The sequence below is a fragment of the Runella aurantiaca genome (genome assembly GCF_003339505.1).
Classification (GTDB): domain Bacteria; phylum Bacteroidota; class Bacteroidia; order Cytophagales; family Spirosomataceae; genus Runella; species Runella aurantiaca.
The window spans coordinates 131106-143342 of record NZ_QPIW01000003.1; the positions used below are offsets into that span (position 1 = coordinate 131106).

Here is a 12237-nt window from a genome sequence, read left to right on the forward strand (position 1 = left end):
ACGGTTGTTCAATACAAATTACCCATCTTAACAAACTAGTATGAAAAAAACAGTCGCTACTTTGCTCGCATTGAGCAGTTTTTTTGTTGGTTTCAGCCAAACTAATATCCCCAAGAGTACTTGGCGGGCCGCTCTCCAACGGGAAGCGCATGATTTGCCTTTCGGGCTGGAAATCAATCCAAAAGCCAATGGAAAATATGAGGTTTTTGTTCTAAATGGCTCGGAGCGCTTGGCCATGGATGAAGCCTACATGGTAGGCGATTCGCTTCATATTCCGATGCTGATTTTTGATTCTGATTTGGTTGCCAAAGTATCAGGCAATACAATGACGGGGTCTTGGAAGAAAAACAGAAATGGTGTTTGGGTATCGGTGCTTCCTTTCAAAGCAGAAAAAGGAGAAGTGCATCTTTTTGCCAAAACCCCTGCCAAAACAACAAAAAACGTAACAGGTAAATACGCCACTTATTTTTTGCGTCCTCAGGGAAAAGATTCCACTTTTGCCGTCGGGATTTTGGAACAAAAAGGTGCAAAACTAGCAGGAACGGTACTGACTCCCACGGGAGATTATCGGTATTTGGCGGGCGATGTGATCGGCGATAGTCTTTTTATGTCTTGCTACGACGGTTCACACGCGTTTTTGTTCAGAGCTGCCATTGCTTCCAACGGTACGATTCGAGGCGGATTATGGTCAGGTATTTCTGGCTTCCAACACTTTGTAGCTTACCGCGACGAAAAAGCGGAATTGCCTCCACCAACGGCATTGACCTATTTGAAGCCCGGTTTTGAAACGCTTGATTTTGCTTTTCCCGATACCAAAGGAAACGTTGTGTCGTTGAAAGACGAACGCTACAAAGGCAAAGTCGTGGTTTTGCAGCTGTCGGGAACGTGGTGTCCCAACTGCATGGATGAAACCCGTTTTATGGTGCCTTGGTACGAAAAAAATGCCAAACGTGGAGTAGAAATCGTGGGTTTGATGTTTGAGCGTTCGCCCGATATGAAAATATCAGGACCGAAAATTGATTTTATGGGCAAGCGTTTCGGCGTGCCCTATCCGTTGCTTTTGGCGGGTACCAACGATGCCAACGCGGGAAAATCGCTCCCTGCGCTCAACAAAGTGGCGGGGTACCCAACCACCATTTTTATTGACAAAAAAGGACGCGTACGCGAAATTCACACGGGCTTCTCTGGCCCGGGTACTGGCAAATACTACGATCAGTTTATTGAAGATTTCAACGCACTTATTACGAAACTACTGAGTGAGTAAGTGATTTTTTGAGGAACCATCCAAGGTATTTAAGGTTTTTATTAATGAACTTAAATACCTTGGATGGTTTAATTTTTTTAGTAGGTTCTGCGGGTATCGCGCTTATCTTTCTGAGTATATGGTCGTGCTAGAATAATGACTCTAAGCAGGAGCCACTGATTAGAGCTCGCACTTACAAATGGGCAATTGGTTGAAATTAAGCGTTAGAAAATTATACTTGCTATGTTGGCTCCCCAGTAGCGCTAAGGCTGCCATGAAAAACTTCTCGATTCTGTACTTTATTGCCTTTACTGGTTTTGCCCAAAAACCATCCCAAATAGACTCCCTGAAAAAGATTTTAGCGGCGACGTCGGACATCCAAAGAAAGACAAAAATCGTGCAGGATATTTGCGAAGCTTACAGTAGAAATCAACCAGATTCGGCTAAAAAATACCTTGAAATAGCGCAGGATTTTTCCAAAAAATCAATGGACAAAAAACTGGAAGGCCGTTCGTATCATTTGGCGGCTAATTTTTTTCGTGCTCAAAATGAATTCGAAAAAAGTCTTCAGGCAAGCCAGAAAACCATTGATTTGTACGAAGCAATTGACTACAAAAGAGGGCTTGGAAGGGTCTATAACAGCATTGGCCTGACGTATAAAAAAATGGGCGACTCCCAAAAAGTTGCCGCTTTTACGCGAAAAGCACTCATGTTTTCTTTGAAAGCGATAGACATGGCCAAGGTGGTTGAGGATACCAACGGCTTGATTTCTGGGTACAACAATGCAGGGATTGCTTACCGGGATTTGAAGGAATTTAGAAAGGCGGAAGATGCCTATAAGCTGGGATTAAAGAATGCCGAAAAGTACAAAGTTGACCGGGATGCGGGCGTTTTGCACGCCAATTTGGGGCAGATTTACATTGATTTCGAAAAAGAGTACGATAAGGCAATTATTGAATTGGAGAAATCACTGGTGATTCACGCAAATCACAACGACCAACAGGGAATTGAACACGCTTATCGGAGTTTGGGGAAGGCGTTTCAGATGAAAAAAGAATATAAAAAAGCCATTGCTTACGCTCAAAAGTCGGTGGCGATTGCGCACTCGCTCAAAGACATTCATCGGCTCTTTAATGCCTACGGAATACTTTATGGGATTCAAGAAGATGCTGGTTTGTACAAAGAGGCATTGGCAAGTCTGAAAATAGCTAAACAATTGGAAGATTCTACCTTGCGGGTCGATAAAACCAAGAACATTGCCGAGATTGAAAGTAAATACCAAACTGAGAAAAAGGAGCTTGAAATAAAAAGCCTGAATGAAAAAAACGCGCTGCAACGGAATCAACTGGCGTTTGCGGGCTTGGGATTGTTGGTTTTAATGGGTCTATTGGGGACGCTGTATTGGCAATATAAAAAGATAAAAGAAAATCGGTCGCAGATTCAAAAGCAATCCGATGATTTGAAATTGATGATGAAGGAACTTCACCATCGCGTAAAAAATAACCTAGCGATTGTAAGTAGTCTGTTGAAAATACAATCGAGTAAAATGGAAGATGAAAAGGCCGTTTTGGCCGTTCGGCAAGGGCAACAACGCGTAGAAGCCATGTCGTTGATTCATCAGCGGTTGTACCAGAATGATAAAGTTTCCACCATCAATATCAAAGAATACATCAGCGATTTGGTAGATAGCCTGATGAATGCGTATGGGCACGAGGTCGATAATTTTGAGGTGCAACTAAGTGTTGAGCAAGAAGAAATGGACGTAGATTTGGCTATTTCTTTGGGGTTGATAATCAACGAGTTGATAACCAATTCTTTCAAGTATGCTTACGCAGAAGCCGCCCATCCAACATTGAAAATTACGTTGAAAAATAAAGTGGGGCTGTCGTTGGAAATACAGGATAACGGACCCGGATTAGACATGGAGCGCTGGAACCGGGCCAAGGATTCTTTTGGTAAAAAACTGATTTCAGGACTTACAAAACAGATCGGGGGTAGCTTCACGATTGAAAACCAAAACGGAACCTATTGTCGGTTGTATATTTCTCCCGAAAAAATGAAATTGGTGGCATAACAAATGAAGATATTAATCATTGAGGACGAATTTATTCTAGCCACCGATTTGAGTGATACCCTCGAAGCGGAAGGCTATGAGGTCGTATTTGTAGCCGACAATGGCCCCGAAGCGCTTGAATTTTATCAAAAAAATGAAGTGGATTTGGTGCTGTGCGACATTCACATCAATGGTGATTGGGACGGGATAGAAACCGTAAAACGACTCATTGATTTTCGTCAATCCCCGATTATTTATTTAACCGCTTTTACCGACACCGAAACCCTCGAACGCGCCAAAGAGACCTACCCAGCGGCGTATATTCCCAAACCGTATCACATCGTTAACCTCAGGATGGCAATCGAAATGGCGATTAATAATTTTGCCATGCGGGTTCATCCGATGAAAATCTTGAAAGACACAAAAACGGATGTAGCCCGAAAAGAAGCTATTTTGCAGGTAAATGAATGTATTTTTATCAAGCAAAACTACCAATTTGTCAAATTCAGGTTAGACGATATTCTCTACCTTGAAGCCGAGAGTATGTACACCAATATCGTCACTTCTCAGAAGAAATACGTCATTCGTCAGACCGTAGGCGGAGTGTTGGAGCGGCTGCCAATCAAGCACTTGGTTCGTATTCATCGTTCGTACGCGGTCAATATCCATCGAATTGAATCTTTCAATGAGCACGAAGTAACCATCAATGGTCAAGCTTTTCCGTTGGGGCGTTCTTTTAAGGATGAGTTTATGCGGCAGTTTATGTTTCGCTAAATTTTGACCGTTATTTTTATCAAAAAAGCCAAAACTTATTCCTAAGTTTTGGCTTTTTTGAGGGAGAACAAATAGCTACTTTCAGCGCTAAGGGTTTACGTCCAACCTTCGCGGTATTGCCGCTTTACAAATGCATTGGCTTCATCAAAATTGGTGATTTTCATGTTGGCACCATCCCAAAGAAGTTTTTTACGGCCAGTGAATTTGCCGTTTTCGCGGTGTAAATAGCTACGAACGGCCAAGTTGCCCATCAATACGATTTCGGCCAAGGGCCCAGCTTCATCAAACGAAGAGCTAGTGTAGGTGCCAAATCCTGCTTTGCAGGCTTTTACCCATTGCTGTTGGTGGCCTGTGGTGTCTCCTTCAACCAACGGGCGGGTGGGAGCGGGGAATTTTACGTCCTGTAATTGTCCTTTGACAAACAACTTGGGATTGTTGCCAAACAGCTCACAGGCGAGTACTCCTTTGGTTCCGATAAACATCACGCCGCCGTCAACACTGGCAAATATTTTTTCGTAATCACAACCTTCGGGGATTTTGGGTCGGATGCCGCCGTCGTACCACGAAAGACTTAATTCGGGATATTTCTTAGAACTTGGGTTGGGAAATTTAAAGTGGATTGACGTGGCTTGTGGGCCAATATCGCCAAAGAAAGCCTCTTTGAAAAAGTCGGCATAGACCGAACTTGCCGAACACTCAACGGAGGTAGGATACCCCAATTTGAGGGTACGAAACGGTACATCCATGAAGTGGCACCCCATGTCGCCGAGGGCACCCGTACCAAAATCCCAATAACCGCGCCAACGCGTGGGCATGTAGGCTTCGTGGTACTCGCGGTAAGGAGCAGTACCGAGCCACAAATCCCAGTCTACTTCGGCGGGAATAGGCATGGTTTCTTTTTTATCTCTGGGCGATTTTACCCCCTGCGGCCACACGGGGCGGTCGGTCCAAACCTCCACGGTATGTACTTCTCCAATCATGCCCGACTGGACAATGGCCTCGGTTTGGCGGGTGCCTTTGCCGCTAGAGCCTTGGTTGCCCATTTGGGTCACAAGTTTCTTTTCTTTGGCGAGTTGGGTCAGCATTCGGGCTTCCCAAATATCGTGCGTGAGGGGTTTTTCGAGGTAAATATGTTTGCCCAATTGCATGGCAGCACTGCCGATGACGTAATGCATGTGGTCAGGGGTAGTGACAATGACCGCGTCGATGTTTTTGGCTTCTTTTTCCAACATCTTGCGGTAATCTCTATAGTAGGGTGCATTGGGAAACTGCTTGCGAAACTTCACAGCTTGGCGGTCGTCTACGTCGCAAAGTGCCACAATGTTGTCTGAGCCATTGTTGTGGGCTAATGGAATATTGACCCCCGCTTTGCCGCCGCATCCCACGGCGGCGATGTTAAGCTTGTCGCTGGGAGCCACGAAACCCTTGCCGAGTACATGACGGGGTACAATCATAAACCCTGCGGCGGTTACGGCGCTTCCTTTCAGAAAGCCGCGACGGTTAACCATTTTTTTGTTTTTGGAATTCATAGGTTTGTGAAGAAAGAATTTGTTAGAAAAAAGCAGCCTGTAAGCGGTTTTTACTCGCAACTGGTTTGCAAACAGGAGAGTACAGGGTGAAGGTAGAAAAACGCTTGCTGTATCTTTCGACAAAAAAGACGTAGTACTAAACCCTTTCATCATGCAGGTATTATTTGGTGTTATTTATCACTTCATCGGCGGTTTTGCTTCCGGTAGTTTTTATATTCCTTACAAAAAAGTACGTGATTGGTCGTGGGAGAGTTATTGGATTGTAGGCGGGCTGTTTTCGTGGCTATTGGCGCCGTTTATTGCCGCCTATCTGACGGTGCCCAACTTCATGGACATTATCCGTAACACTGACAGTACTACGCTGTTTTGGACGTATGTGCTGGGCGTACTTTGGGGCATTGGCGGTTTGACCTTTGGCTTGACCATGCGTTACCTGGGTATGTCGCTTGGCATGGCTATTGTATTGGGCTTTTGTTCGGCCTTCGGAGCCTTGATTCCGCCGATTTACCGCGATTTGTTTACAGATTCTACCACGGGCACCTTTTCGAGTATGCTGGCAAGTACGGGTGGACAAATCGTGTTGTTGGGCGTAGCGGTTTGTTTGGCAGGGATTTACATCTGCGGTAAAGCGGGTGTAATGAAAGAAAATGAACTTTCGGATGCAGAAAAGAAAGAAAGCGTCAAAGAATTTGATTTTTGGAAAGGCCTCATTGTGGCGACCATTTCGGGCGTTTTGAGTGCTTGTTTTAATTTTGGCATCGAAGCGGGTAAAGTAATGGCCGAGGCCGCGCTGGTCAACGGTAGCAACCCTTTATTTCAGAACAACGTCATTTTTGTGCCACTGCTGTGGGGGGGGCTTACTACCAATTTTATCTGGTGTATGATTTTGAATACCCGCAATCGCACTTTCGGCGATTATACCAACGCTAAAGCTCCACTCAAAACCAACTATATGTTCTCGGCCATCGCTGGTACGACTTGGTTTTTGCAGTTCTTTTTCTACGGAATGGGCGAAAGTAAACTCGGGAACGGAGCCAGTTCGTGGATTCTGCACATGGCCTGCATCATCATCGTTTCCAACGTGTGGGGAATCTACTTCAAGGAATGGAAAGGCGTAAATGCCAAGACCTACCGCACCATTATTTTGGGCATCGTTACCGTTATTTTATCGGTTTTCATTGTCGGAATCGGGAATTACTGGTAGTAGAAGTATTGGAAAAGTAATATTAGACGTTGGCCGATAAACGCTGGATTTGTAAGCGTCTATCGGCCAACGTCTGCGTTTATTGGGCAGGCTTGTAATCGCCAACGTTGATGACTTTGTCACAAAAATCGTATTCGGCAGGAACGTTGGAGCAGAGTAACAATAGTTGAGTGGGGGCTAAACGCTGTACTTCTTGGCGGTACCACGCCGACCATTTGGCGTCGAGATTAGAGGTGGGTTCATCCAGCATTACAACGGGAACATCGGAATAAAAGGCCAATGCCAATTTGAGGCGTTGCTTCATTCCTGACGAAAAATATTTGATGGCTTTGTCTTTTGAGGCGTCCAATTCAAGACGTTGGAGTATTTCTTGGTTGGTAATTCCTGCTTTAAAAGGCTTAAATCCCGCGTGAAAATTGAGCAATTCGACCAGACTGAATTCTTCGATTAGCTCAAGATAAGGAGCGGCAAGGACGATTTGACGATACCAATCATCTTCATCGAGGGCTTTTTGGCCAAGCAGATAGGTTATTTTTCCTTCGGTCAGGGGCATTACGCCCGAAATGACTTGGAGTAAGGTGGATTTTCCGCTGCCGTTGGGGCCTACAAACGTATAGCTGTTGCCGGCGTTGAGTTCAATCATTACATTTCTAAAAATCCATTCGCGGTTAAAACGCTTTCCAAGTCCGTCAATGATAATTTGCATACATCACTTTGTCAAAAGCATTGATGTTGAAAACTAATTTTTCAACATCAATGCTGAATTTTCGACAAAGTTATCAACTAAAGTTTTGCTTCGGTCCACCATTGCTTAAATAACACTAAATCTTTTTTCATCGCCGTCAGCAATTCCTGAGAGCTGATGCTGAGTTTTTTAGCGCCGTTTTCGGCCCCGCCCAACGGATATTCGTAGTGCATCGTGATGGGCAATTGAATATTATATTGTTTCAGCAATTCCATGTATTTGGGCCAATTGACCACTCCTTCACCCAGCGGGCAGCCTTGTTTGCCCCATTTGTTGTTTTTCTTGGTCCAGAAAAAATCTTTGATGGCAATGGATTTGACGTGCGGTGCAATGAGCCGAAAGCCCGTTTCCCACGAGCCACCCGCTTCGGCGGTGGCGTGGTTGATGTCGTACTGACATCCTATGGCGTTGGATTTAATGGCTTGAAACTGTTCATACACATCCCAGATAGACGCTCCGTGGTAGTTGCCTGAGTGGTTTTGGTAATGCCCAACCATACCGTATTTTTCGTTCAAGGCTGCCACAGCCTTCATCCGCTGTCCAAACGCGGTGCTTTGGGGCGCAATATCCTGCTTCATATTGTAGGGATACCAACCCATGCGGTAATGCTTGATGCCGAGTGATTGTGCCGTTTTTAAAATTCGTTCGCTTTGGGCGTCAGCGTCCAAAATTGACGTTACCATCATTGGCGCTGCAAGGCCATGTTTTTTGAAAGCAGCTACGGCTTTGGGCAAATCCTCTTCCACGCGCTCGGGCAACACGTGCCCACCTGGGCGAACCGTCAGGTCAATGCCATTGAAGCCCAGTCCAGCAATGGTTTCGGCGAGTTGGTCGTATCCTTCAATCCACTGAAACATTTTGGAAAAAACATAGATTTGGGGCGTACCTGCGGCCACGGGCGGCTTGGCTTGCAGGGTAAACGCCGCGCTGCCCGCGAGGGTTGTCCCAATAAATTCACGACGGTTCATAAGGGTAATGCCTGTTTTTGGGTGAGTCAATGATTGAGAATAATTAACCGAAAATCTTTTTTGCGTAGCTGACATTTTGCGGATAGGTTTCGTCTACGCTTTTGCCTTTGGGCTGCGACCACTCGATCTGCGCCCAGCCTTTGTAACCTGATTCATCAAGTAAACTTTTGATGCGAGGCCAGTCCATGGAGCCTTGTCCGAGCAAAAACTCGTTGTCTTTCAGGTGGATTTCGCAAATCAGTTTGCGCTTTCCCAGCAGGGGGATTTCTTTGTAAATATCGTAACCAGCATCGGCCGAATTGCGCGGGTCATAATAGACCTGTAGATTGGAAGAGCCTACGGCTTCAATGATTTCAATGTGTTCTTCCGCGCTTAAATAAGACTCAATACCTAAGATAATGCCCTGTTTTTCGGCTTTGGGGGTAAGTTGTTTCAGCCGTTCGATGACTACTTTTTTTCCAGTATCGTCTTTGCGTAAATCGCCGTTTCCAAAGAAGGCCAGAAGGATTACGTTGGTGCCCAGTGCTTTAGCGGCATCGATGCTTTCGCTGACCCACTCCACCGTTTTTGCTTCGGATTTGAGCGGTACGTCGTTGAGCATTCCGATGGCTAGACTGGCAATTTTGACCCCTGTACGCTGAGAAGCGGCGAGAATGGCCTGCCGATTTTCGGAGCGCGACAAGTAGTTGAGATCAGTTTTAGAATTATAACTTACCTGTACGCCTTCCAAGCCTATTTTTTGGGCGTAGTCAAATGCTGTGGGATTACAGTTAAGGCGCAATGACCAGTCGCACGCGCCTATTTGGTAATTGCTGCGGTTTGTCATGCTGTAAGCATCTTTTGTACTTATCAGGGCGCCAGTCAGTAATGAAAGCTGAGAAATGGCTTCGCGACGGTTCATGGCATCAAACAGTTAGTGAAAAACTCATTTCTGATAAAACGAGCGTTTGTTGGAAAAATACTGTTAAAGGGCTATTTTTACTTTAAAATGATAAAGCTATGACTGTTGTAAGGTTAGAAATCATCAGGCCTGAAGACGTTGAATTAGTTCTTCAATTGGCCAAACGCCTTCAGGTAGAAAAAATAGACGTATCGGAGGTGTGGGAAGAATTAGAGTTGCCCGTGGGTGGACCGCCCATGACAGAAGACGAATTGGAAGTGCATTTGGAGGAAGCTTTGACCGATAAAAGAATTTCTTTTGAAGAATTTAAAAGAGAGATGAGTCAATGGAAGTAACTCCTTATCGGATTGAAATAACGGAGAGGTTCCGTAAGCATTTTAAGGAAATCAACGATTTTATTCTAAAGCATTCGTATCAAAGCAGCCAAAAACTTCAAAAAGATATTGTTAGTATAATGGCTGATGTTTGCGAGAATCCCCATTTATTTAATGTAGCCAAGATAACTCAATCTAATAAGGTATTCCGCTATGTAAAAATCATGAAGAGTTATAAAGTGTATTTTTACGTAGAAAATGAGATTGTTGTGGTTTTGGATATTCTGCACGAAAAGCGTAACCCTTCTGCAACAGATTACATGGAAGAGATTTAAACGTGCGACAGCATCCATGAACCAACGAACCACTACAAATTTTTTTGATACAAAAATTGAGTTTTTGAAAGGTGTAGGCCCCCAACGGGCGGTTACGCTCAACAAAGAACTCAATATTTTCACCTTTGGTGATTTAATCCAATATTACCCGTTTCGGCACGAAGACCGCAGTCGTTTTCATCGCATCAATGAGCTGACGGAAGAACTGACGGCGGTGCAGCTCAAAGGGCGGATTCGGAGTATGGTGGTAGTAGGCGAGGGCTTTAAACGCCGCCTGACCGTTGAATTTACGGACGGTACCGGGGTGGTGGAATTTGTGTATTTTCAAAGCATTGACTGGCACCTCAAACACTTTAAAGAAGGCGGTGAGTACATTGCGTACGGAAAACCCCAGCGTTATGGGCAGCGCTTCAATTTTAGCCACCCCGAAATTGAGACCATTAACCCCGAAAATGAGAATGGAGGGTATTTTCAGCCGGTTTATAACCTGACCGAAACCCTTCGCAAAAAACACCTCGATAGCCGCTTTCTGAGTAAAGTAATGCGGACGCTGCTTGAGCAAGCCACACCTCATTTTCGGGAAACGTTGCCCGAAGAATTGGTGCGCAAGTTCAGACTGTTTTCCAAAACCGATGCCATGTGGAATATCCACTTGCCTGAGAGCGAAGCGGCACTAAATCAGGCATTGCGGCGGCTCAAATTTGAGGAGCTGTTCTACAATCAGTTACGGTTAATCAAAAATAAAATTCTTCACAAGACGGAGTATCCGGGGCAGATTTTCACGAATCTTGATTTGGTGAAGAAATTTTATTCGGAAGGCAGTATGCCTTTCGAATTGACCAATGCCCAAAAACGGGTATTGCGTGAAATCCACGACGACCTTAAAACGGGCAAACACATGAACCGCTTGTTGCAGGGCGACGTGGGCAGCGGCAAAACCATCGTGGCGTTTATTGCGATGCTGATGGCCATCGGCAACGGCACACAGACCTGTATCATGGCCCCCACCGAAATCCTAGCCGACCAGCATTACCGTGGCCTGAAAGGGTTTGCGGAAGCGCTTGGGCTCAAAATAGCCCTGCTGACGGGTTCTACAACCAAAAAAGGGCGTAAACTGATATTCCCCGATTTGGCGGAAGGAAACATTCATATCATTGTCGGGACCCACGCCCTGCTCGAAGATCCCGTTCAGTTCAAAAACCTGGGGCTTTGTATCATTGATGAGCAACACCGTTTCGGCGTGGCCCAACGGGCCAAATTATGGGCTAAAAATCCCACAATTCCGCCGCATATATTGGTCATGACTGCCACGCCCATTCCGCGCACGCTGGCCATGACGCTGTACGGAGACTTGGACGTGAGCATCATTGATGAACTGCCTGCAGGACGAAAACCCATCAAAACCGTACATCGCTACGACCAGCACCGTATCAACGTTTTTGGTTTTTTGCGCGACGAAATCAAGAAAGGTCGGCAGGTGTACATGGTGTATCCGCTCATTGAAGAGTCGGAAAAGCTAGATTATAAAGACCTCATGGACGGCTATGAGAGCGTCAGTCGGGCGTTTCCAGAATACCACGTGAGTATCGTACACGGTAAAATGCTGGCCTACGAGAAAGACGATGAGATGCAGCGCTTTGTGCGTGGCGAAACCCAAATTATGGTGGCCACTACGGTAATCGAAGTAGGGGTAAACGTACCCAATGCCAGTGTGATGGTAGTGGAAAGTGCCGAGCGTTTTGGGCTTTCTCAGTTGCACCAGTTGCGTGGTCGCGTAGGGCGCGGTGCAGAGCAGAGCTATTGCGTACTCATGACGGGCGTAAAGCTTAGTAAAGATACGCGCTTGCGCATTGAGACACTTTGCCAAACCAACAATGGGTTTGAAATTGCGGACGTAGACCTCAAACTCCGTGGCCCTGGCGATTTGGCTGGCACGCAGCAAAGCGGTTTGCTTGACCTTTTGATTGCTGATTTGGCCAAAGACGGAGAAATTTTAAAGGCAGCCCGCGCCGCTGCCGAAAGTATTCTGAACGAAGACCCCACCTTTATTCTTCCCAAAAACGAGCCCATTCGGTCGCACATCGATTCTCTCCACAAAGAATCCACCAACTGGAGTCGGATTAGTTGATACTGGCGATTATCCTTCAATTCACGGCCTTTCCATAAAACCG

General features: G+C 45.7%; 11 protein-coding genes. 7 read left to right on the forward strand and 4 right to left on the reverse strand.

The window, feature by feature from the left end:
• Positions 1-40 precede the first annotated feature (40 nt).
• The 3 genes from DVG78_RS05940 to DVG78_RS05950 all read left to right on the forward strand — a co-directional run bounded on the left by DVG78_RS05940 (position 41) and on the right by DVG78_RS05950 (position 4070).
• Positions 41-1264 carry a peroxiredoxin family protein gene (locus DVG78_RS05940; protein ID WP_114460148.1) on the forward strand — a complete coding sequence of 408 codons (1224 nt, stop codon included), beginning with the start codon at positions 41-43 and terminating at the stop codon, positions 1262-1264.
• A 253-nt stretch (positions 1265-1517) separates the two neighbouring features.
• On the forward strand, positions 1518-3317 hold the full coding sequence (locus DVG78_RS05945; protein WP_158549977.1) for a sensor histidine kinase: 1800 nt from the start codon (positions 1518-1520) through the stop codon (positions 3315-3317).
• Between the two features lie 3 nt (positions 3318-3320).
• Positions 3321-4070: a LytR/AlgR family response regulator transcription factor gene (locus tag DVG78_RS05950; RefSeq protein ID WP_114460150.1), complete on the forward strand. Its 750-nt coding sequence runs from the start codon at positions 3321-3323 to the stop codon at positions 4068-4070.
• 95 nt (positions 4071-4165) lie between these two features.
• Here DVG78_RS05950 and DVG78_RS05955 read toward each other — a convergent pair whose 3' ends face one another.
• A complete protein-coding gene (locus DVG78_RS05955; RefSeq protein WP_114460151.1) occupies positions 4166-5599 on the reverse strand; it encodes a Gfo/Idh/MocA family oxidoreductase in 1434 nt (477 codons plus the stop codon).
• A gap of 151 nt (positions 5600-5750) precedes the next feature.
• Here DVG78_RS05955 and rhaT point away from each other — a divergent pair, with 151 nt between their 5' ends.
• A complete protein-coding gene (gene rhaT, locus DVG78_RS05960; RefSeq protein WP_114460152.1) occupies positions 5751-6803 on the forward strand; it encodes an L-rhamnose/proton symporter RhaT in 1053 nt (350 codons plus the stop codon).
• 79 nt (positions 6804-6882) lie between these two features.
• On the opposite strand, the gene DVG78_RS05965 is transcribed toward rhaT, so the two are convergent.
• The 3 genes from DVG78_RS05965 to DVG78_RS05975 form a co-directional block, all read right to left on the reverse strand.
• Entirely contained in the window at positions 6883-7509 is a 627-nt protein-coding gene (locus DVG78_RS05965; RefSeq protein ID WP_114460153.1) for an ABC transporter ATP-binding protein, read from the reverse strand.
• 77 nt (positions 7510-7586) lie between these two features.
• On the reverse strand, positions 7587-8591 hold the full coding sequence (locus DVG78_RS05970; protein WP_229598147.1) for a sugar phosphate isomerase/epimerase family protein: 1005 nt from the start codon (positions 8589-8591) through the stop codon (positions 7587-7589).
• Positions 8560-9417, reverse strand: a complete 858-nt coding sequence (locus DVG78_RS05975) for a sugar phosphate isomerase/epimerase family protein (RefSeq protein ID WP_114460154.1) — start codon at positions 9415-9417, stop codon at positions 8560-8562. The genes DVG78_RS05970 and DVG78_RS05975 overlap by 32 nt, the downstream gene beginning before the upstream one ends.
• Positions 9418-9515: 98 nt before the next feature.
• On the opposite strand from DVG78_RS05975, the gene DVG78_RS05980 reads away from it, so the two are divergent.
• From DVG78_RS05980 to recG, 3 genes are read left to right on the forward strand one after another with little or no spacing between them, the layout of a single operon-like run.
• A complete protein-coding gene (locus DVG78_RS05980) occupies positions 9516-9752 on the forward strand; it encodes a hypothetical protein (protein ID WP_114460155.1) in 237 nt (78 codons plus the stop codon).
• Positions 9743-10066 carry a type II toxin-antitoxin system RelE/ParE family toxin gene (locus DVG78_RS05985; RefSeq protein ID WP_114460156.1) on the forward strand — a complete coding sequence of 108 codons (324 nt, stop codon included), beginning with the start codon at positions 9743-9745 and terminating at the stop codon, positions 10064-10066. Before DVG78_RS05980 ends, DVG78_RS05985 begins: the two co-directional genes overlap by 10 nt.
• 16 nt (positions 10067-10082) lie before the next feature.
• Positions 10083-12194: an ATP-dependent DNA helicase RecG gene (gene recG, locus DVG78_RS05990; protein ID WP_114460157.1), complete on the forward strand. Its 2112-nt coding sequence runs from the start codon at positions 10083-10085 to the stop codon at positions 12192-12194.
• The last annotated feature ends 43 nt before the right edge of the window (positions 12195-12237 follow it).

Bases quoted from the DNA above. Each gene is read 5' to 3' on its own strand.
- DVG78_RS05970 (WP_229598147.1), bottom strand. From the start codon at position 8,591: ATGTCAGCTACGCAAAAAAGATTTTCGGTTAATTATTCTCAATCATTG.
- DVG78_RS05950 (WP_114460150.1), top strand. From the start codon at position 3,321: ATGAAGATATTAATCATTGAGGACGAATTTATTCTAGCCACCGATTTG.
- DVG78_RS05980 (WP_114460155.1), top strand. From the start codon at position 9,516: ATGACTGTTGTAAGGTTAGAAATCATCAGGCCTGAAGACGTTGAATTA.
- recG (WP_114460157.1), top strand. From the start codon at position 10,083: ATGAACCAACGAACCACTACAAATTTTTTTGATACAAAAATTGAGTTT.
- DVG78_RS05985 (WP_114460156.1), top strand. From the start codon at position 9,743: ATGGAAGTAACTCCTTATCGGATTGAAATAACGGAGAGGTTCCGTAAG.
- DVG78_RS05975 (WP_114460154.1), bottom strand. From the start codon at position 9,417: ATGAACCGTCGCGAAGCCATTTCTCAGCTTTCATTACTGACTGGCGCC.
- rhaT (WP_114460152.1), top strand. From the start codon at position 5,751: ATGCAGGTATTATTTGGTGTTATTTATCACTTCATCGGCGGTTTTGCT.
- DVG78_RS05965 (WP_114460153.1), bottom strand. From the start codon at position 7,509: ATGCAAATTATCATTGACGGACTTGGAAAGCGTTTTAACCGCGAATGG.
- DVG78_RS05940 (WP_114460148.1), top strand. From the start codon at position 41: ATGAAAAAAACAGTCGCTACTTTGCTCGCATTGAGCAGTTTTTTTGTT.
- DVG78_RS05955 (WP_114460151.1), bottom strand. From the start codon at position 5,599: ATGAATTCCAAAAACAAAAAAATGGTTAACCGTCGCGGCTTTCTGAAA.
- DVG78_RS05945 (WP_158549977.1), top strand. From the start codon at position 1,518: ATGAAAAACTTCTCGATTCTGTACTTTATTGCCTTTACTGGTTTTGCC.